The 21,099-nt window shown below is 73.1% G+C and carries 12 protein-coding genes; 6 read left to right on the forward strand and 6 right to left on the reverse strand.

Going from position 1 to position 21,099, the window contains the following annotated elements:
- Window positions 1-670 precede the first annotated feature (670 nt).
- From ABFC67_RS13010 to ABFC67_RS13025, 4 genes are all read left to right on the forward strand, one after another.
- The gene (locus ABFC67_RS13010; protein WP_346738462.1) at window positions 671-1,024 is read left to right on the forward strand and encodes an endonuclease domain-containing protein; all 354 of its coding nucleotides are present in this window, start codon (window positions 671-673) and stop codon (window positions 1,022-1,024) included.
- On the forward strand, window positions 1,021-2,376 hold the full coding sequence (murL, locus tag ABFC67_RS13015; protein ID WP_346738463.1) for a UDP-N-acetyl-alpha-D-muramoyl-L-alanyl-L-glutamate epimerase: 1,356 nt from the start codon (window positions 1,021-1,023) through the stop codon (window positions 2,374-2,376). Before ABFC67_RS13010 ends, murL begins: the two co-directional genes overlap by 4 nt.
- Window positions 2,357-3,715: a UDP-N-acetylmuramoyl-L-alanine--D-glutamate ligase gene (gene murD / locus ABFC67_RS13020; protein WP_346738464.1), complete on the forward strand. Its 1,359-nt coding sequence runs from the start codon at window positions 2,357-2,359 to the stop codon at window positions 3,713-3,715. The genes murL and murD overlap by 20 nt, the downstream gene beginning before the upstream one ends.
- Window positions 3,716-3,964: 249 nt before the next feature.
- On the forward strand, window positions 3,965-4,639 hold the full coding sequence (locus ABFC67_RS13025) for a cytochrome b/b6 domain-containing protein (protein WP_346738465.1): 675 nt from the start codon (window positions 3,965-3,967) through the stop codon (window positions 4,637-4,639).
- Between the two features lie 132 nt (window positions 4,640-4,771).
- Here the strand turns inward: ABFC67_RS13025 and ABFC67_RS13030 are convergent, their stop codons facing one another.
- The 4 genes from ABFC67_RS13030 to ABFC67_RS13045 form a co-directional block, all read right to left on the reverse strand.
- A complete protein-coding gene (locus tag ABFC67_RS13030; protein WP_346738466.1) occupies window positions 4,772-8,479 on the reverse strand; it encodes a translocation/assembly module TamB domain-containing protein in 3,708 nt (1,235 codons plus the stop codon).
- Entirely contained in the window at window positions 8,476-10,233 is a 1,758-nt protein-coding gene (locus ABFC67_RS13035) for an autotransporter assembly complex family protein (RefSeq protein WP_346738467.1), read from the reverse strand. The genes ABFC67_RS13030 and ABFC67_RS13035 overlap by 4 nt, the downstream gene beginning before the upstream one ends.
- A 69-nt stretch (window positions 10,234-10,302) precedes the next feature.
- A complete protein-coding gene (locus ABFC67_RS13040; RefSeq protein ID WP_346738476.1) occupies window positions 10,303-12,843 on the reverse strand; it encodes a glycosyltransferase in 2,541 nt (846 codons plus the stop codon).
- 194 nt (window positions 12,844-13,037) lie between these two features.
- Window positions 13,038-13,505 (reverse strand): Dps family protein, encoded by a 468-nt coding sequence (locus ABFC67_RS13045; RefSeq protein ID WP_346738468.1) that lies wholly within the window; start codon window positions 13,503-13,505, stop codon window positions 13,038-13,040.
- A gap of 111 nt (window positions 13,506-13,616) precedes the next feature.
- Here ABFC67_RS13045 and hrpA point away from each other — a divergent pair, with 111 nt between their 5' ends.
- Window positions 13,617-17,603, forward strand: coding sequence for an ATP-dependent RNA helicase HrpA (gene hrpA, locus ABFC67_RS13050; RefSeq protein WP_346738469.1), 3,987 nt, complete (start codon window positions 13,617-13,619; stop codon window positions 17,601-17,603).
- A 173-nt stretch (window positions 17,604-17,776) separates the two neighbouring features.
- Here hrpA and ABFC67_RS13055 read toward each other — a convergent pair whose 3' ends face one another.
- Together ABFC67_RS13055 and ABFC67_RS13060 are read right to left on the reverse strand one after the other, a co-directional pair.
- Window positions 17,777-18,262: a hypothetical protein gene (locus ABFC67_RS13055; RefSeq protein WP_346738470.1), complete on the reverse strand. Its 486-nt coding sequence runs from the start codon at window positions 18,260-18,262 to the stop codon at window positions 17,777-17,779.
- Between the two features lie 114 nt (window positions 18,263-18,376).
- A complete protein-coding gene (locus tag ABFC67_RS13060; protein WP_346738471.1) occupies window positions 18,377-18,862 on the reverse strand; it encodes a hypothetical protein in 486 nt (161 codons plus the stop codon).
- Window positions 18,863-18,960: 98 nt separating this feature from the next.
- Here ABFC67_RS13060 and ABFC67_RS13065 point away from each other — a divergent pair, with 98 nt between their 5' ends.
- On the forward strand, window positions 18,961-21,081 hold the full coding sequence (locus ABFC67_RS13065; RefSeq protein ID WP_346738472.1) for a bifunctional (p)ppGpp synthetase/guanosine-3',5'-bis(diphosphate) 3'-pyrophosphohydrolase: 2,121 nt from the start codon (window positions 18,961-18,963) through the stop codon (window positions 21,079-21,081).
- Window positions 21,082-21,099: the final 18 nt, after the last annotated feature.

The raw sequence follows: 21,099 nt of genomic DNA on the forward strand, positions 1-21,099 counted from the left end.
GCCAAGGTCGCCATCGTCGCCTGCATGCGCAAGTTGCTCACCATCCTCAATGCCATGGTCCGCGACGGCACACGCTGGAACCCCGATCTGGCAAAACCGGCTTGACGATCAACACAGTTGCTCTCCCCGTTGGGGAGAGGGAGACAAGCGGGATGCGGTCGCCATGGACGGATCGGTGCGATGGTGGTGGGACATGCAGAGCAGCGCGCTGCGCGCGTCCCCCTTGCCCCGGCCCTCTCCCCGCTGGGGAGAGGGGGACAAGCGGGGTGGGGCGATGGTGATCGGATCGGTGCGATGGTGGTGGGACATGCAGAGCGGCGCGCTGCGCGCGTCCCCCTCACCCCGACCCTCTCCCCGTTGGGGAGAGGGAGACAAGCGGGGTGGGGCGATGGTGATCGGATTGGTGCGATGGCGTTGATGCACGCAATGCAGCGCGCTGCGCGCGTCCCCCTTGCCCCGGCCCTCTCCCCGTTGGGGAGAGGGGGACGGGCGCGGCTCACCGACGCCGGTGGGCGCGGTGCAGCAGATAGCGATTGGAGCGGTGCTGCGGTGGCGGTCGCGAGGTTCGACTCTTGTCTTGATCCCCTCTCCCCAGCGGGGAGAGGGTTAGGGTGAGGGGGAGGCCGTGAAACGGCCTAACGTTCCCCTGGCGCGCGGTCTGCGGGAGCGCATGACCGATGCGGAGCGGATGTTGTGGCGGCATCTTCGCGGTCGCCACTTCCAGGGATGGAAGTTCCGGCGCCAGCATCCGGTCGAAACGTACATCGTGGATTTCGTCTGCCTGGAAGCGAGGCTGGTGATCGAACTCGACGGCGGGCAACATGCGGACAATGCCGACGCGAACGCCGCGCGCAGCGCGAAGCTGGCCGAAGCGGGATTCCGCGTACTCAGGTTCTGGAACGATGCCGTGTTGACGCAAACCGACGCCGTGCTCGAAAGCGTGTTCGCCGCCCTTGGGGCGGCGCCCCCTCACCCCGGCCCTCTCCCCGGTGGGGAGAGGGTGGCAGGCAGGAGCGCGTCGTGAGCGCGCCGGCCCTGACCGACCCGCGCCAGGCGCAGGCCTTCCGCTTCGTGCGCTGCGGCTATGCCGACGGCGTGGCCGAACTCGTGTACGCGTTCGACGACGGCCCCGAGCTGGTCGAGCGCATCCTGTATCCGGATGCGCCGGCGCTGCCGGCCGCGCGCCGCGAGGCGTTCGCCGCGGCGCTGCGGCTGCTGCACCTGGTCGCCGGCGTCAGCTACTACAAGGCGGGCGTGCCGGAGCGCATCGTGGTCGAGGGCTGGACGCCCGGCCCGGACACGGCGTCCTTGCTGGACGCGCTGTACCTGCACGGCCTCGCCGAGTTCGCCTACCGCAACAAGCTCGACCTGCGCGGGCGCATCCGCTTCCCGCGCGACGGCGCGGCGGCCGCGCCGGCCGCGACGCTCGGCCTGCCGCGGCGCACGCTGGCGCCGATCGGCGGCGGCAAGGATTCGCTGGTCGTGGTGGAAGCGCTGAAGCGCATCGGCGAGGACGCCACCGCGGTGTGGGTCGGACGCTCCGCGCTGATCGAGGCTTGCGCCGCGCGCACCGGCCTGCCGATGCTCAACATCGGCCGCGAGCTGTCGCCGCTGCTGTTCGAACTGAACCGCCTCGGCGCGTTGAACGGCCACATCCCGGTGACCGCGGTGAATTCGGCGATCCTCGTCTGCGCCGCGCTGCTGTACGGCTACGACGCGATCGCCTTCGCCAACGAGCGCTCGGCGTCCAGCGCGACGCTGGAGTACGAGGGGCAGGCGGTCAACCACCAGTGGAGCAAGAGCTTCGCGTTCGAGCGCATGCTGCACGCGTATCTCAAGGCGCACGTCGCCGCGGACCTGCACTACTGCTCGCTGCTGCGGCCGTTCCCGGAGCTGGCGGTGACGCGCGCGTTCGCGCGGCTGCCGCAGTACTTCGACGTGTTCTCGAGCTGCAACCGCAATTTCCGCATCCTCGGCCCGCGTCCCGCCGACCGCTGGTGCGGACAGTGCCCGAAGTGCCACTTCGTGTTCCTGGCGCTGGCGCCGTTCCTGCCCAAGCCGCGGCTGCTGGCGATCTTCGGCCAGAACCTGCTGGACGACGACGCGCAGGCGCCGGGCTTCGACGCGCTGATGGAGTACCGCGACCACAAGCCGTTCGAGTGCGTCGGCGAGGGCGCCGAAGCGCGCGCGGCGATGGAGGCGCTGGCGGCGCGGCCGGAGTGGCGCGAGGACGCGCTGGTGGCGCGCTACCGCGAGGAGATCCGCCCGCAGATCCTCGCCGCGCAGCTCGCGCTGGAGCCGTGGCTGGAGCCGGGCGGCGAGCACCTCGTGCCCGCGCGGCTGGCCGGAGCGCTGGATGCGATTCGCGGAACTTGAGCGCGCCGACGTCGCGGTGTGGGGCTACGGCCGCGAAGGCCGCGCCGCGCTGGCCGCGCTGCGCGCGCGAGCGCCGCGCACGCCGCTGACGCTGTACTGCCTGCCTGCCGAAGCGGACGCCGCGCGCGCGGCGTTCGCCGAGGGCGTGCGCGTGGTCGATGCGCCGCCGGATGCCGACGCGCTGGCGCGTCACGGCGTGGTGGTGAAGTCGCCCGGCATCGGCGCGTACCGTCCCGAGATCGCCGCCGCGGCCGCGCGCGGCACGCGCTTCACCTCCGGCACCGCGCTGTGGTTCGGCGAGCGGCCCGACGCGCGCGTGGTGGCGGTCACCGGCACCAAGGGCAAGAGCACCACCACGGCGCTGGTCGCGCACCTCGCGCGCAGCCTCGGCGTGCGCACCGCGCTGGCCGGCAACATCGGCATGCCGCTGCTGGAACTGCTCGACGCGCAGGCGGAGCTGTGGGTGGTCGAGCTGTCCAGCTTCCAGACCCGCGAGGCCGGGCCGCTGGAGCTCGCCGCGATCACCAGCCTGTACGAGGAACACCTCGACTGGCACGGCTCGCGCGAGCGCTACGTCGCCGACAAGCTGGCGCTGGCCGACGCCGCGCGCACGCTGCTGGTCAACGCCACGCAGCCGCGGCTGCTGCAACTGACCGCGGCGCATCCGCGGCGCCGCACGTTCGGCGACGCCGAAGGCTGGCATGTCGCCGACGGCGCGATCCGCCGCGTGGACGAAGCGCTGCTGCCGCTGACCGAGCTGCCGCTGCCCGGCGCGCACAACGCGCTGAACGCCTGCGCCGCGCTGGCCGCGCTGGAACTGCTCGATCTCGATGCACGCGCGGCGGCACCGGCGCTGCGCACGTTCCGCGCGCTGCCGCACCGGCTGCAGCCGCTGGGCGAGCGCGGCGGCATCGCCTGGATCAACGACTCGATCAGCACCACGCCGCAGGCGGCGCTGGCCGCGCTGGACAGCGTGCACGGGCGCGCGGTCACGCTGATCGTCGGCGGCCACGACCGCGGACTGGACTGGTCGGGTTTCGTCGCGCGCATGCGCACGCAGCCGCCGCACGCGCTGGTCTGCCAGGGCGCCAGCGGCGCGCGCATCGCCGACGAGCTGGCCGCGGCGGGCGTCGCCGTGGCCGCGCGTTGTGCCGACCTCGCCGATGCGGTGGCGCAGGCGCGTGCACTGACGCCGCCCGGCGGCTGCGTGCTGCTGTCGCCCGGCGCGCCCAGTTTCGACCAGTTCCGCAACTACGCCGAGCGCGGCCGCACCTTCGCCGCGCTGGCCGGCTTCGACGGCGCGGCGATCGCGGGCATCGAAGGGCTGGGCGTGGCGTGAGCCTCGTCCGCCCGGCGAAACGGACGCGGCGGTGGACCGGTCGAGATTCCTGCTGCGCGCGCCTCCCTCTCCGCCCCGCACGGAAGCGGGGCGGCGGCGCAAGGCGCCTGCTTTGCGCGGGCATGGCGCCGGGGTCGCCTGCCCGCAGGCTCCTGCGAAGGCTTTCCCTCGCGGCAGGGGAAGGCGGGCGGCGGACAAGCGGCGTCGGCGCGACGCGTATCCCTCGATGAGGCAACGATGGAGCCCACCATGCACCGCGTGAAGGTATGGGACCTGCCGACGCGCCTGACGCACTGGGCGCTGGCCGCGCTGGTGCTGCTGCAGTACGGCACCGCCGAGTGGCACTGGCTGTCGATGGACTGGCACTTCCGCTTCGGCTACGCGACGCTGGCGCTGGTGCTGTTCCGCGTCGCCTGGGGCTTCGCCGGCTCGCGGAGCAGCCGCTTCGCCGACTTCGTGCGCGGGCCCGCGCGCGTCGCCGCGTACCTGCGCGCGACGCTGGCGCGGCGCGAGGCGCGCACGCTCGGCCACAATCCGCTGGGCGGCTGGTCGGTGCTGGCGCTGCTGCTGTGCCTCGCGGTGCAGGGCGTCAGCGGCCTGTTCGGCAGCGACGACATCACCCTGTTCGGTCCGCTGAGCAGCCGCGTCTCCGACGGTGCGGTGGCGCTGATGACCGCGCTGCACAAGTTCAACCGGGTCGTGCTGCTGGCGCTGGTCGCGCTGCACCTCGTCGCGGTGTTCGCGCACCTCGCGTTCAAGCGCGACAACCTGATCGCGCCGATGCTGCACGGCTGGAAGCGCTGGCCGGCGGCGGTCGCGCTGCGCTTCGCGCCCGGATGGCGCGCGTGGCTGCTGCTGGCGATCGCCGCGGCGCTGGTGTGGGGCGTGGTGGCCTGGGGCGAAGCCGGCGGCGCGGCGTACTGACGCCGCGCGCCGTGCGTCGCGTAGGGCGGAATCGCCGCGCAGCGGCGCTTCTGCCGCGTGTGGACTGCGGCTGTGCGCGACAAGGCGGAAGCCGCTGCGCGGATTCCGCCCTACGGTTGCGCGGGGCGCGCCTCAACGCTCGTAGCGGTAGTCGAGGCCGGCGCGGCTGCCGGTGGTGGCGTTCTGCGCCTCGAAGCGCAGGTGCCGGGTCAGCGTGTAGCGCAACGTCACCACTTCGCCGGGGCTGAACAGGCCGACGCCGTAGCCGAGGTAGAGGCGCGGCGAGAGATACTTGCCGACGCTGAACGCGGCGCCGCCCAGCGCGTCGCTGGTGGACACGCCGATCTCCTCGATGCCGAGCCGGCTGCCGATCTGCTTGGCCAGGCGGTCGCCGCCGGCCGTGCCGAGCGCCTGCGCGGCGGAGCCGAGCATGTCGCCCTCGCCGCTCTTCAGTGCCGACAGCGGCCGGCCGGTGACGAGGTAGGACAGCGCCTCGGACTGCTCCATCGGCGGATCCGAGAACACGGTCAGCAGCGGCTGCGCGGCGGTGCCCTGCACGCGCAGGCCGGGGGTGACGTCGGGCAGCTTGCGCACCGCGGTGATGTCGAGGCCGGGGTTGTCGATCGGCGTGCCGGCGAACAGCAGGCGGCCGCGCTCGATGCCGAGGTTCTGGCCGTAGGCCTTGTAGGTGCCGTCGACACGGACCTCGCCGCGCGCGGTGGTGGGCTTGCCGGGGCGGTCGCGCACCGCGAGCTGGCCGCCAAGTTTGCCGTCCAGGCCGAAGCCCTTGAGGTGCACCTGGTCGCCGAGGACGACGGTGACGTCGGCGTTGACCGGCAGCGGCGCCCCGCCCTCCGCCGCCGGCGCGTCGACGATCACGACGTCCGGCGAGCGCCGCGCCGCGCCACCGCCGGGCAGCCTGGCCAGATCGACGTCGGCGGCGGGAATCGCCACGCTTCCGCCGATGGCGTAGACGCCGTCGGCGCGCGTGACGGCGAGATCGGGCGTGACGCGCACGCGCGCGGCGGGAATGTCGGCGGCCAGGAAGTCTTCGCCGCGGATGTCCAGCCGCAGCGGCTCGGCCGGCCGCGTGCTGACGCTGCCTTTCACCGCCAGCGCGCCCTGGCCGGAGGCGACGCGGCCGTCGATCTCGAAGTGTTCGGCGTCGCGCGCATCCAGCGCCAGCTCGCCGTCGTGCAGCTTCAGCCCGGCCGCCGGCACTTCCGCGGCGAAGCCGCGCAGCGTCATCCGGCCGGCCACGCGCGGCGCGGCCAGCGTGCCGCCCAGCGCGTAGCGGCCGTCGAGCGCGCCCTTCACCGCGGCCAGTTGCGGCGTCAGCAGCTCGACGAAGGCGATGCTGGGCAGGTTCACGCTCACCGCGCCGGACAGCGCTCGCTGTGCGCCGCTGAGCGTCGCTTCGCCGTCGATGCGGCCGCCGTCGGCGAGCGCGGCGCGCAGCGTCGCGCGCTGTGCGGACGGCGCGAGCGTGGCGTCCACGGCGAACTCGCGCCAGCCGAGCAGGGGCTGTTCGGGGCGTTCCGTGTAGACGACGCCGCCTGCCGCCGAGCGCAGGCCGGCGCGGCCGGACAGCGCGCCGTTCGCATCGCGGCGCAGTTCGCCGCTGCCGTCGAGCGTGCCGTCGATGCGTAGCGGAGCGTCGGGCGCCGCCAGCGCGGCGAGCAGGGCGATCGGCATGCGCGTGAGGCTGTAGTTCGCGCGCGCCGTGCCGCGCGCGTCGCGCTGGCCGGACACGCACAGCCGCGGCTCGCCGGCGGCGAGGCACAGTTGCGACAGGCTGGCCGCGCCGTCGCGCCAGCCGAGCTGCGCCGGCTGTTGCAGCGTCCACGCCGGCAAGCCGGTGGGTTCGAGCCGCAGCGCGGCCAGCGTGCCGCTCCACGCGGCGTTGCGGTAGCTGCCGTCGAGCGCCAGCGCGACGCCGAGCTGCGCGCCGCGCGCGTCCAGGCGCAGCGCGTGCTTTGCCGCGACGCCGTCGCCGCGCAGGTCGATGCGGTAAAAGGCGAAGCCGCCCAGCGCGACGTCGCGTGCGTCGAGGTCGAGCCTGCCGCCGGGCGCGCTCGCGTCGGGCAGGTCGGCCTGCAGCCGCAGCGTGGCGGCCCGCGCGCCCGCGTAGCCGAGCTTCGCGGCGTCGAGGCGGCCGCGCACGGCGAGCCGCGGCCAGCGGCCCGCGATGTCGAAACGGCCGTCCAGACGGCCGGACGCCTGCGGCAGCCAGTCGCCCAGCGAAGCGATCGCCAGCGTCACCGTGGCGTCGGTGGTGTGTCCGCCGCGGCCGGCGATGCCGACGCGGCTGGTGTCGGAAGCGAGTTCGAGCGAGCCGTCGAGCACGTAATCCGGTGCCAGGCGCAGGTCGGCGCCGCCGCGCACGGGGCGGCGGCGCAGCGTGCCGCCGACGCGGTCGAGCTTCAGCGTCGCCTGCGGCCCGCGGTCGGTCAGCGTGCCGCGGCTGGCGAGACGGAAATCCAGCGCGCCGGGCCAGTCGGCGAAGAACGCGCCGGGGTCGAGGCGCTTGGCGACCGCGTCGATGTCCCAGCCGAAGCGCGGCTGCAGGGTCAGCGTGCCGTGCGCGTCGAGATCGCCCTGCGGCTGCACCAGCCGCAACGTCTGCAGCGCGACCTGCCGCGGCGTGCCGTCCAGCACCACGGCGAAATCGGCCACGTGCCGCGGCGGCCCCAGCGCGAAGCTGCCTTGTGCGGCGTAGCGCGCGGCGCTGCCGGCGAGGTGCAGGTCGCCGCGCGTGGCCAGCGCCTGTCCGGCCAGGTCGGCGGGCAGCACCACGTCCCGCCAGGCCACCGCGAATTCGGCGGCGACGGGTTGCGCCTTCAGCTGCACGTCGCCGTGCGCCTGCAGCGCGCCCTTGGCTTCGGGCGAGCGCAGCGTCAGCGTCGAGACGCGCAGCAGGCCCGGCGTCAGCGCGAAGCGCAGCGGGTCGATCAGCACGCGGTGGCCGTTGGCATCGATGCGGCCGCGCAGGTCGCCGCCGCCGCGGTCGCCGCGGCCGTCGAGGCGCAGCCCCAGCGACTTCAGCGCGCTCGTGCCGAGCAGCGGCGCCGGATCGAACGCGGGCGCGTCCAGCGCCAGCGTCCAGGCCCGCGTGGCGTCCGCCGTCAGCGTGGCGTTCAACGTGGCCGTCGCGGGTTGCGTCAGCGCCAGCGTGAAGGTCGCACGCCTGCCGTCGCTGGCGGCGCCGAGCGTGCCGGCATAGCGCGCGGTGCCGATCCGCCAGTCGAACTGCGCGCGGCCGTTGCCGGGATAGCCGCGGCGCAGCGCCAGCGTGCCGGCGAGGTCGGCGCTGCCGGCGGGCGCGCGCAGCGCCAGCCGGCGCGCCTCGAAGCCGTCGCGCGTCCACGCACCGGCGAAATCGAGGCTGTCGGCCGCGAACGCCGGCGCGCCGTTCCGGACGATGCGGATGCGGGCGACGCGCAGGCGGTCCAGCCGGATGTCCAGCGGCGGACGCGGATCGAATGCGGTTGCCGCCTGCGGCTGCGGCGGCCGTGCGGTCAGCGCCACGTCCACGCCATCGACGTCGAGCATGCGCACGTGCAGGCGCTTCGCCAGCAGCGGCCACGGCGACCAGTCGAGCTGCACGCGCGCGATGCGCGCCTCGACGCCGGCGTCGCGCCAGCGCACGTCCTGCAGCGCCAGCGGTCCGGCCAGCGTACCCGTCGCGCCGCGCACGGCGAGCCGGCCGTCCAGCAGGCCTTCGGCGCGCGCCAGCGCGAAATGCAGGCCCGATGACGTGTACAGCAGCCACGCCAGCGCGCCGCCCGCGAGCAGCGCGAGCGCGGGCAGGAACAGCGCGAACCGGCGCGGCCATCTCATAGATCGGGCCCGATCACGATGTGCAGCTCGACGCCGTGGCGCTGGCTGTCGCGCACCGGCGTGCCGAGGTCGACGCGCACCATGCCGACCGGCGAGCGCCAGCGTACGCCCAGGCCGACGCCGGTCTTCAGGCGGAAGTCGGCGGTCGAGGTGAACGCGTCGCCGGCGTCGACGAACGCGGCCATGCCCCAGTTGCGCGTGAAGTAGTGCTCGACTTCCGCGCTGGCGACGGCGAGGTTCTTGCCGCCGATCACCAGCCCGGCGTCGTTCTTCGGGCCGATGGTCTGGTAGCCGTAGCCGCGGATCGAGCGGTCGCCGCCGGCGAAGAAGCGCAGCTCCGGCGGCAGCTTGTCGAAGGCGTCGGTCCAGGTGACGCCGGCGCTGCCGCGCAGGATCAGGCGGTTGCGGCCCTTGAACGCGCGGATCCACTTGGCGTCGGCGACGATCTGGCCGAAGTCGGCCTGCGACAGCAGGCCGGCGGAAGCGCCGCGCGCGGCGACGGTGAACGCCCAGCCGTGGCGCACGAACAGCGGGTCGTCGCCCTGCTTCCTCGACAGCGACACCTGCGGATAGAGCAGGGTGGTGTTGCCGCGCTCGGCCGCGGGGCCGCTGCCGATGGTGAAATCGCCGGTCAGCAGGTGCACGCCGACGGTGCGGGTGAAGCCGCGCCACTGCCGGGTTTCGTTGGCGACCAGGCCGAACGTGCGCGAGCGCGTGGTGGCGGTGTTCTCGTCGCGGAAATTGGCGCCGAAGTTGAAGCTGCGGTCGTTCGGCCCGGGGTAGGGGATGCCGTAGGTGACGGCGGCGGTCTTCAGCCGCTGCGCGATCAGCGTGTCGACGCCGAACTTGTGGCCGCGGTCGTTGATCCAGCGGCGCTGGATGCCCGCGCGCACGCCCGGGCCGGTGTCGGTGCCGACGAAGATGCCGGCGCTGTAGACGGTGCGCTTGGCCGGCGCCACGCCGACCTTGATCGGCACCACGCCGTCGACGGCGTGCTCGACGTCCGGCTCGACGTCGACGTAGGCGAAGTAGTCGGCGTCGGTCAGGCGCCGCTGCAGCGCCAGCAGCTTGCTCAGCGCGAAGTCGTCGCCCGCTTTCCACGGCAGGTAGCGGTCGAGGAAGCCGCGGCGGAATTGCGCACCGTGGAATTCGGTGGCGCCGAAGCGGTAGCGGCGGCCGGGCTCCCAGGCCAGGCGGATCGTGGCGCGGTTGTCGCGGCGGCTGACCTCGATGCGGTGCACGGTCAGGCGCGCGTCGAGGAAGCCGGTCTCGGTCAGCGCGGCGCCGATCGCGGATTTCGACTTCTCGTACGCCGCCTGGTCCAGCGGCTGGCCGACCTTCGGCTGGAACTGGCGGATCGCCTGCCCGACCTCGCGCAGCTTGGCGGCGGGGGCCTCCAGCGCGATCTCCAGCGCGGTGACCTCGACCGGCTCGCCGGGTACGACGTGCAGCGTCGCGTGCCAGCCGGCGTCGTCCCGGCGCAGCTCGCCGCGGACCTGCGCGTTGTAGTAGCCGTGGGGTTCCAGCGCGCGCCGCGCCTGCTCGGGCGCGCGCTGGTACAGGCGGCGCACCTGTGCCTCGGTGACGTCGCGCGCCGCGTACTGGCGGATCTCGATGGACGCCAGCACCGCGTCCTTCAGCGCGCCGTCGATGCCGTCGACGCTCACCGTCACCCGCGCCGCCCACGCGGCCGGCGCGGCGAGCAGCGTCAGCGCGAGCAGCAGGCTTCCAAGGCGTCGCAGGGGTCGGCGCATCGCGAGGTCCTTCCCGTGCTGCGCTTATAGCAGCCGGGAGGTTCACGTTGCATCAACGCGGCGGGACGGTCAGCCGACCTCGGAACCGGCGCGGTGCGCGACCCAGGCGCCGGCCAGCGCGGACAGGTAGGGGATCGACTGCGCGGCGAGGATCGTCACCCACAACTTGCCCTCGATGTAGGTGCCGCCGAAGGCGTGGATCATGCCGGCCGCGCCCAGCGCCAGCGCCACCGCCATCATCAGCTCTTCCTGCACCGGCGCGAACGCGCCGAACGCGCCGCCGCCGATGCGCCGGCTCTTGGCGGTGACGACGAACTCGCCCTTCTTCTTCACCAAGCCCTGCAGGATGCCGCGCGCGATCGCGTGGCTGAGGCCCATGCTTGCCAGCGAGGCCATCAGCGTGTCGCGCCAGCCGCACGGCACGCGCGCGCGGTACAGCACGATGCCGAAGATCGCCTTGGCGAAGAAGAATCCGATCACCGGCACCAGGAACAACTGCATCGGCAGGCTGAACACCTGCGGCAGGCCGATCATGCCGGCGGTCCAGAACAGCGCCATCAGCGTGAACACCAGGTGCAGCGCGTCGGCGAACCAGCTGAACCAGCCGGTCAGGAAGTGGAAGCGCTGGCCGCCGGAGAGCGGGCCCTTGCGCACCATCCAGCCCCAGCGGCCCTTGAGGATCTGCATCGCGCCGAACGCCCAGCGCGTGCGCTGCGACTTGTACGCCTTGAAGTCGGCGGGGGTGAGGCCCTTGCCCATCAGCTCGTCGACGTAGACCAGCTGGTAGCCGGAGTGCATCAGGCGCAGGCCGAGCTCGGCGTCCTCGCAGATCGTCCACTCCGACCAGCCGCCGGTGCCTTCCAGCGCGCTGCGCCGGACCATGGTCATGGTGCCGTGCTGGATGATCGCGTTGCGCTCGTTGCGGTGGTGCATGCCGATGCGGAAGAAGCCGTCGTACTCCCACGCGGTCATGCGCCGGAACGGGTTGTGCTCGAAGTCGCGGTGCGCCTGCGGGCACTGCACCACCGCCACCTTGGGGTCGTGGAAGTAGCCGGTCAGCGCGGACAGCCAGTCGCGGCGCACCACGTAGTCGGCGTCGACCACGGCGACCACGTCGGCGCGCGGGTCGGTTTCCTTCAGGCCGAAGTTCAGCGCGCCGGCCTTGAAGCCCGGCCACGGCGCCAGGTGGAAGAAGCGGAAGCGCGGGCCGAGCTTGGCGCAGTGCGCCTCGACCGGCCGCCAGATCGCCTCGTCCTTGGTGTTGTTGTCGATCACCAGGACTTCGAAGTTGGCGTAGTCGAGCGCGGCCAGCGAGTCGAGGGTGAGGATCACCATCTCCGGCGGCTCGTTGTAGCAGGCCAGGTGGATCGACACGAACGGCTGCGACGCGGCCGGCTCGGGCGCGCGCAGGCCGGCGTGGCGCAGCCACTTGCGCCGCCACAGCACCTCGGTGAACTCGAAGCCGTTGATCAGCAGCACGGCCAGGATTGCCAGCTGCGCCGGGAACAGGATCACCAGCATCGCCCAGTCGATCACGCCGAGGTAGAACTGGAACGGCACCGTCACCGACCACACGATCAGGCCGGCGGCGAGCTGGATCAGGCCGAGGAAGAACAGCCGCCCGGCCGGCTTGAAGCGCCCGTAGCGGCGCGCGAACCACAGCATCGGCAGGAACGCCAGCATCGCCGAGGCCAGCGCCTTCCACGGCCAGTCGACGTCCTCGATCACCGGCCCGGCGAACGGGAACTTCAGCTTGCGGTCGGCGCCGAACATGCCCCAATAGGCGCCGACGCGGCCTTCGCCGAGGTTTTCCTTCCACGGCTGGTCGAACGCTTCCATCAGGTAGTAGTCGATGCCGCGCTCGCGGGCGACGTTCATCCACTCGCGCAGGAAGATGCCCTCGTTGGCGATCGACGGCTGCGCGTATTCGAAGCGATCGCCGTTGGACGGCCAGCCGATCTCGCCGATCACCACGTGCTTGCCGGGGAACAGCTGCTTGATCTGCTGGTAGCGCATCAGCGACTGGCCGACGGCGTCCTTGCGCGGCACGCCTTCCCAGTACGGCAGCAGGTGCACGGTGATGTAGTCGACGTGGTCGGCCAGCTCCGGATACTTCATCCAGATGTGCCACGGCTCGGCGGTCGACACCGGCTGGCGGATCGCCGCGCGGGCGCGGTCGAGGTAGGCCATCAGCTGCGCCGGCGTCATGTCGTTGCGCAGCAGCACCTCGTTGCCGACCATCGCGCGGGTGATGTTCGGGTAGCGCCGCGATGCGGCGATCAACGCATCCAGCTCGCGTTCGTTGTGCGCCCAGCGGCGGTCCAGCCAGGCGCCGGCCAGCAGTTGCAGCCCGGCGTCGCGGGCGAGCCGCGGGATCTCGGGGTTGTCCAGCGTCGAGTAGGTGCGGAGACGGTGGGTGTACTTCGACAGCAGGCCGATGTCCGAGGCCAGCTCGGCCGTGTTCGGGTAGCTGTCGGTGAACGGGCTCTGATAGCGCTGGAAGGCGCTGAACGCGTAGCCGGCGACCGGGCCGTCCCAGTCGACCACGCGGGTCGGCCTGTTCGCCCACCACCACAGGCCGAAGTTCATCGCCGCGACCGCGGTCGCCATCAGGAAGGCGGCGAACAGCGTGCGGCGGGTCGGGGCGGGGGGGAGGCTCAAGCGGGTCTCTGCGGCCGGAAGGCGACAAAACTCCGCGAGCTTAGCGAAGCGCCGCGGCGCGCTCAATGCGCAGCCGCGGCGCCGGTCATGCGCAAGTCAGGCGGCGCGCCGCCGGAAGCCCGGCCGGCGCGCGCTGCCCGCGCTCACTTCAGCAGCGAGCGCAGCATCCAGGCCGTCTTCTCGTGCTCCTGCATGCGCTGGGTGACCAGGTCGGCGGTGGGCTGGTCGTCGGCCCTGTCGGCGGCCTTGAAGGCCTCGCGCGCGGTGCGCGCCACGGTCTCGTGGCCCTCGACGAGCTGCTGGACCATGGCCTTCCAGTCGGGCACGCCGGTTTCCTCCCTGATCGAGGTGAGCTTGCCGAACTGGGTGTACGAGCCCGGCGCGGTCACGTCCAGCGCGCGGATGCGCTCGGCGATGGCGTCGGCCGCGGTCCACAGCGCGTTGTACTGCTGCTCGAACATCAGGTGCAGCGTGTTGAACCTCGGGCCCGTCACGTTCCAGTGGAAGGCGTGGGTCTTGAGGTAGAGGGAATAGGTGTCGGCGAGCAGCTTGGCGAGGTGCTTCGCGATGCCTTCCCGGTCCTTCTTGGAAATGCCGATGTCGATCGCCATGGGATGCTTCTCCTCAGCTCTGGGTGCGGTCAGCCTAGTGCGCGGCGGCGGCGGAAGGAAATGAAAGCGGTCGATGCCGCCGATAGCGTGCGGCTATGATGCGCGGTTCGTATGAACGAGACGTTGCCCGCGGGGCGAAACACAACGCTCGAGGCGCTGCGCGCCGCGCTCGGCGGCGCCTGCACGCGCGACTACGGGCGCCTGCTGGGGCGCTGGCGGGCGCTGGTGCGCCAGCCGGATGCGGCGCGGCTGGCCGCGCTGGCCGCCGCCGTCGAGGCCTCGGCCGCCCGCCGCGCCGCGCGCGCCGCGGCCAAGCCGGCGATCCGCCTCGACGAGTCGCTGCCGATCGCGGCCAAGGCCGAGGAACTGGTGCGCCTGATCCGCGCGCACCAGGTGGTCGTGGTCGCCGGCGAGACCGGCTCCGGCAAGACCACCCAGTTGCCCAAGCTGTGCCTCGCCGCCGGCCGCGGCGAGGCCGGCCTGATCGGCTGCACCCAGCCGCGCCGCCTGGCCGCGCGCGCGGTGGCGCGGCGCGTGGCCGAGGAGCTGGGCACGACGGTCGGCGGCCAGGTCGGCTTCCAGGTGCGCTTCACCGAGCAGGTCGGCGACGCTACGCTGGTCAAGTTCATGACCGACGGCATCCTGCTGGCCGAGACCGGCTCCGACCGCTGGCTGAGCGCCTACGACACCATCATCGTCGACGAGGCGCACGAGCGCAGCCTCAACATCGACTTCCTGCTGGGCTACCTGAAGCGCCTGCTGCCGCGCCGGCCCGACCTCAAGCTGATCGTCACCTCGGCGACCATCGACACCGCGCGCTTCGCCGCGCATTTCGGCGGCGCGCCGGTGGTCGAGGTCGAGGGCCGTGCCTGGCCGGTCGAGGTGCGCTGGCGCCCGCCGCCGGAACGCGGCGAGGCCAACCTCACCGAGCAGGTTGCCGAGACGCTGGACGAGATCAGCGCCGCCGACCCGCGCGGCGACGTGCTGGTGTTCCTGCCCGGCGAGCGCGAAATCCGCGACGCGCACCTCGCGCTGGCGCGGCGCAACTACCGCCATACCGAGGTGCTGCCGCTGTACGCGCGACTGTCCGCGGCCGAGCAGGACCGCGTGTTCAAGCCCGGCCCGCAGCGCCGCGTGGTGCTCGCCACCAACGTCGCCGAGACCTCGCTGACGGTGCCGCGCATCCGCTACGTGGTCGATACCGGCGGCGCGCGCGTCAAGCGCTACTCGCAGCGCAGCCAGCTCGAACGGCTGCACGTCGAGCCGATCTCGCAGGCCGCCGCCGACCAGCGCAAGGGCCGCTGCGGCCGCGTCGGCCCGGGCGTGTGCTACCGGCTGTACGCCGAGGACGATTACGCCAACCGGCCGCGCTATACCGACCCCGAGCTGCTGCGCTCCTCGCTGGCCGGCGTGATCCTGCGCATGCTGGCGCTGGACCTCGGCGAGGTGGAGGCGTTCCCGTTCCTCGACGCGCCGGAAGAACGCGCGATCGCCGACGGCTACCGGCGCCTGACCGAGCTGGGCGCGATCGACGAGCGGCGCCGCCTCACCGCGGTCGGCCGCACGCTGGCGAAGTTGCCGATCGACGTGCAGTTGGCGCGCATGCTGGTCGAGGCCGAGCAGCGCGGCGCGCTGCGCGAGCTGTTGACGATCGTCGCCTTCCTCAGCACCCAGGATCCGCGCGAGCGCCCCGCCGACGCGCGCGCGCAGGCCGATGCCGCGCATGCCGCGTTTGCCGATCCGAAGTCCGACTTCGTCGGCGTGCTGCGCCTGTGGCAGGCCTACGGCGCCGCGCACGAGGAACTCAGCCAGTCGAAGCTGCGCGACTGGTGCGCGCGGCACTTCCTCAGCTTCCTGCGCATGCGCGAGTGGCGCGAGCTGCATCGGCAGTTGTTGCTGGTGGTGCAGGAGTTGGGGTGGAAGCTGGATGCCCAGCCTGTCGCTGCGTCCGCACGCCTTTCTCCTCCCCCTGCGCGCAGGGGGAGGTCGGGAGGGGGTAAGGCGGCTGCGGCCAACAGCACCCCACCCCTCCCCTCCCAAGCAGGCAGGGGAGGGAGTGAGGACGAGGCGGCGCGCAGCTTCGAAACCATCCACCGCTGCCTCCTCGCCGGCCTGCCCACCCAGGTCGGCCACAAGGACGAGAAGGGCGTCTACCGCGGCACGCGCGAGCGGCGCTTCCAGATCTTTCCAGGTTCCGCGCTGGTCAAGGCCGCGCCGCCGTGGCTGCTGGCGGCGCAGATCGTCGATCTCGGCGGCAAGGTGTGGGGCATGACCTGCGCGCGCGTCGAGCCCGAGTGGATCGAGCAGCAGGCCGCGCACCTGATCCGGCGCAGCCACCGCGACGCGCACTGGTCGCGCAAGCGCGGCGTGGTGGTGGCCTACGAGCAGGCGGTGCTGTTCGGGCTGGTGCTGGTGGAAAAGCGCGCGGTCACCTTCCAGCGCCAGGATCCGGCGCTGGCGCACGCGGTGTTCGTGCGCGAGGCGCTGGCCCGCTGCGACATCGACTGCCGCGCCGACTTCGCGCGCGCCAACGCGCGCGTGCTGGAGCAGGCGCACGAGCTGGAGGCGAAGCAGCGCCGCCAGGGCCTGCTGAAATCCGAAGACGCGCTGGCCGCGTTCTTCGCCGGCAAGCTGCCGGACGACGTCGCCAGCGCGGCGGCGCTGGACGCCTGGTACCGCAAGGCGACGCCGGCCGCGCAGGCCGCGCTGCGCTGGACGCTGGACGACGTGCTGGACAGCGCGACCGCGCTGGATGCGCACGCCTATCCCGCGGCGCTGGAGGTGGCCGGCCACCGCCTGCGCCTCGACTACCGCTTCGTCCCCGGCGACGCGGCCGACGGCGTGACGCTGAACCTGCCGCTGGCGCTGCTGAACGCGGTGCCGGCGGCGCGCTGCGAATGGCTGGTGCCGGGCCTGCTGGCGGACAAGGCCGCCGAGCTGATCCGCGGACTGCCGAAGGCGCTGCGCCGCAACTTCGTGCCGGCGCCGGACTTCGCGCGCGCCTTCGTCGAAGCCGAGCCGGCGCGCGATGCGCCGCTGCCCGACGCGCTGGCGGCGTTCCTCGCGCGCACCACCGGCGTGGCGATCGACGCCGGCGCCTTCGCCGGCATCGAGCCGCCTGCGCACCTGCGCATGCGCTTCTGCGTGCACGACGAGTCCGGCCGCGTGCTGGCGGAGGGGCGCGACCTCGAGGCGATCCGCGCCGAGTGGTCGGCGCGCGCACGCGAGGCGTTCGCGCGCAAGACCGATACCGAGCTGGTGCGCGAGGAAGTCGCCGCGTTCGATTTCGACGACATCCCTCGCGAAGTGCGCGCCGCCGGCGGGCTGGCGGCGTATCCGGCGCTGGTCGATCTCGGCGAGACCGCCGCGCTGCGCGTGTTCGAGCGCGAGGACGAGGCGCGCGCCGCGCACGCCGCCGGCGTCATCCGCCTGCTGCGCAACGCGCTGGCGACCGAATTCAAGCGCGCGCGCCGGCAGTTGCCGATCGGCAACGCGCTGGCGCTGAAGTACGCGCCGCTGGGCGGCGTCGAGGCGCTGCGCGAGGACCTGGTCGAGGCCGGCTTCGCCGAGCTGCTGGCCGCGCGCGATCTCGACGTGCGCACGCGCGTCGGCTTCGAGGCGCTGCGCGCGGAACTGGCGCGCGAGCTGTTCGCCGCGGCGGTCGAGCGGCTGCAACTGGCCGAACCGGTCATCGAGGCGCAGGCCGAACTGGCGCCCTGGCTGCAGCCGCCGCTGCTCGGCTTCGCGCGCGCCAGCTACGACGACCTGCGCGAACAGCGCGAGGCGCTGCTCGCGCCGCATTTCCTGCGCGAGCTGCCGGCCGCGCGGCTGGCGCACTATCCGCGCTACCTGAAGGCGATGCGCCTGCGCGCCGAACGCCTGCGCCAGGATCCCGCGCGCGACCAGGCGCGCATGCTGCAGGTGCAGCCGTACTGGCGCGAATACCTCAAGCGCGCGCGCGGCGCGCTCTCGGCCGAGCTGGACACGCTGCGCTGGCTGATCGAGGAGCTGCGCGTGTCGCTGTTCGCGCAGGAGCTGAAGACCGCCGAGCCGGTCTCGCCCAAGCGCCTGGCGAAGGCGCTGGCGGCGCTGCGCTGAGCGGCCGCGCGGGCCCGAGTGCGCTGGCGCTCTTGCTTTTCCCCTCCCCCGGCAGGGAGGGAGGGACAGGAATGCGGCGTCGCAGGGCAGGCCGCCAGGCTGGGTCAAGCGGCTTCATCGCGGCTCCGCCGCGCCGCGGCGGCCGGGTCGCCGCGCGCGGGGAAACGCCCGGCTTACTGCACTTGCTCGACGTGCGCGATGCCGGGGGTGCCTTCCACGCTCAGCGTCCAGCCGCCGAGCATGCCGGGCTCGAGGCTGACCTTCGGATTCGCGCGCGGATTGGCCATCACCGGGTCGTGGTCGAGCACGCGCCATTGCTGGCCGTTCTCCAGCGTCAGCACGGTGTCGAAGCTCCAGCCGGTGAACTTGCCGGCGATGCGGCTGCTGAAGGCGCGCGCTGTCGGCGCGGCCGCCGCGGCGGGGGGCGCGGCTGCGGCGCCGGCGGAGTCGGGCATGCCGTGCTCGCGCAGCCAGGCGTTCAGGCCCTTGAGCTGCTCCGGGCTCAGCCGGTCGAGGCCGAATTCCTTGAAAGTGGCGTAGGGCATGGTCTCCTCGAGCGAGGAGAAGCCGTGCTGCGCCGGCCCGGCGGCGGACGCGAGCAGCGGCAGTGCGGACAGGCAGGCGAGAAGGGGCAGGCGCAGGGCGCGGAGCAGGTTCATGGCGTCGGCTCCCTGGCGGGTGGATTGCGCATCGCGGTCGCCGCGGCGCCGGGCCGGGCGCGCCGCGGTCCGTGCAGGCGGCGCGACGGCGGCGATCGGGTCGCGATGCGCCGCTCAGCGTACCCGCTGGACTCTTACGCTCTGGCTACAGCCTTCCACGTACATCAGCCAGCTGCCCAGCAGCATCGGCTTGAGGGTGACGCCGGGATTGTCGCGCTCGGGGCAAGTGGCGGCGCCCGACTCGGCCTGCTTCCACACCTGGCCGTTGTCGAGGGTGAACACGCTCGCTCCGCTCCAGCCGGCGAAGTGGCCGACCAGATGGCTCTGCACTTCCGTCCGCGCGGATTCGTTCGGATAGAACACCGGCCGGCCGCTCGGGGTGACTATCCGCGTGGTGCCCGTGTCGTGGGTGCGCAGCCAGTCGTCGAGGGTCTGCAGCTCTTCCGGCGAAAGCTTGTCGAGGCCGGCGGCCTTGAATTCGGCGGAGGACATGCGCTCTTCCAGCGAGGAGAACGACTGTTGCGCATGCAGGATCGGGGCGGCCAGCAGCGCGGCGACGAGCAGCGCGGCGGCGAGGAGGGTCGGACGGAGAGTCGGCATAAATTCAATCATAGCAAGCGGCAGGCGTGGCACAAAGGTCCGTGCGGTACGTCACAACGGCTAAACTGCGGTCCTTTCGCAGACCTTTCGGTCGGTTCATGGCGTCCTCTCCGCAATCGGCTTCGAGTACCGCCGCCTGGCGCGGCCGCGGCGCGCTGCTGGACGCCGCGCTGCGGGCCGCTGCGCCGTCGGCCGGCCCGTCCGCGGAGTGCATCGCGGTGCTCGACCTGCTGCAGGCGCTCGGCTGCGACGAGGAAACGCTCGCGGCCGCCGTCTGGTTCGAACGCGCGCGCGCGGCGCCGGTTGACTGGCCGGCGCAGGCGGCCGCGCTGCCGGAGGGCCTGCGCCGCCTGGTCGAGGGCCAGCTCGCCGCCGAGCGGGTGTGGGCGCTGCACGCGCAGCGTTCGCAGGGCGGCGGCGCGGAAGGCCTGCGCCGGCTGCTGCTGGCGATCATCCGCGACCTGCGCGTGGTGTTCGTGCTGCTGGCCCGGCAGCTCGCGCGCATGCGCGCGGCCGCCGCGCTGCCCGAGGACGAGCGCCGCGCGCTGGCGCAGTTGACCGCCGACATCCATGCGCCGCTGGCCAACCGCCTCGGCATCTGGCAGTTGAAGTGGGAGCTGGAGGACCTGGCGTTCCGCTACCTGCAGCCGCAAACCTACAAGCGCATCGCGCAACTGCTCGACGAGCGCCGCGCCGACCGCGAGACCTACATCGCCGGCTGCGTGCGCGCGCTCGGCGCGGCGCTGCAGCAGGCCGGCATCCGCGCCGAGCTGGCGGGGCGGCCGAAGCACATCTACTCGATCTGGAAGAAGATGCGCCGCAAGGGCGTCGACTTCTCCGCGCTGTACGACATCCGCGCGGTGCGCGTGCTGGTCGACGACGTGCCCGCTTGCTACGCCGCGCTCGGCGTGGTGCACTCGCTGTGGCCGCACGTGCCCGGCGAGTTCGACGACTACATCGCGCGCCCCAAGGGCAACGACTACCGCTCGCTGCACACCGCGGTGATCGGCCCCGAGGGCAAGACGCTGGAGGTGCAGATCCGCACCCACGCCATGCATCGCGCCGCCGAGCTCGGCGTCGCCGCGCACTGGCGCTACAAGGAAGGCGGCGCGGTCGATCCCGGCTTCGAGGCCAAGGTGGCGTGGATGCGCCGCCTGCTGGAAGGCCGCGGCGAAGGCGAGGACGACGCCACGCTGCTGGCCGGCTTTCGCACCGACCTGCTGGAGGACCGCGTCTACCTGCTGACGCCGAAGGGCGAGGTGTTCGACCTGCCGCGCGGCGCCACCGTGCTCGATTTCGCCTACAGCGTGCACACCGAGGTCGGCCATCGCTGCCGCGGCGCCAAGGTCAACGGCCGCATCGTGCCGCTGACCTTCCAGCCGGCCAGCGGCGACCGCATCGAGATCCTCACCGGCAAGGCGTCCGAGCCCAGCCGCGACTGGCTGTCGCCACACCACGGCTACCTGGCCACCGGGCGCGCGAAGGAGAAGGTGCGCGCCTGGTTCCGCCGCGCCGACCTCGAGACCAACCTCGCCGCCGGCCGCGCCATCCTCGAGCGCGAGCTCAAGCGCCTCGCGCTGGCCAACGCCGAGCCGGAGAAGCTGCCCGGCCGCTTCCACCTGAAGACCCAGGACGAGCTGCTAGTCGCGCTGGCGCTGGGCGAGGTGACGCCGGGCCAGGTCGCGCGCGCGCTGCAGGAGCCGGCCGCGCCGCCCGAAGTGACGCAGTCCTCGGCGCCGCTGCAGCGCAGCGCGCCCGCCGACCGCGGCGCGCTGACCATCCAGGGCATCGGCAACCTGCTCACCGTGCTGGCGCGCTGCTGCCAGCCGCTGCCGGGCGATCCGGTGGCCGGCTTCATCACCCGCGGCCGCGGCGTGTCGATCCACCGCACCGACTGCCGCGCGCTGGCGCGCCTGCGCGCGCGCGATCCCGACCGCGTGATCGAGGTCGAATGGGGCCGCGCGCCGGCACAGGCCTACGAGGTCGACATCGACGTGCGCGGCTACGACCGCAAGGGCCTGCACAAGGACGTCACCGGCCTGATCACCAACATGGGCGCGCACATCGTCGCCTCCTCCAGCCGCGTCGCCACGCGCACCGCCGAGGTGGACATGCGCTTCACCCTGCGCGTGCGCGACTACGAGCAACTGTCCGCGCTGCTGGCCAAGCTCGCCGCGCTGCCGAACGTGCTGGACGCGCGCCGGCTGGCCGCGGGCTGAACCCGGGCCGACGCGATT

The sequence above is a fragment of the Mizugakiibacter sp. genome, from assembly GCF_039680435.1.
In the GTDB taxonomy this organism is placed as follows: Bacteria; Pseudomonadota; Gammaproteobacteria; order Xanthomonadales; family Rhodanobacteraceae; genus Mizugakiibacter.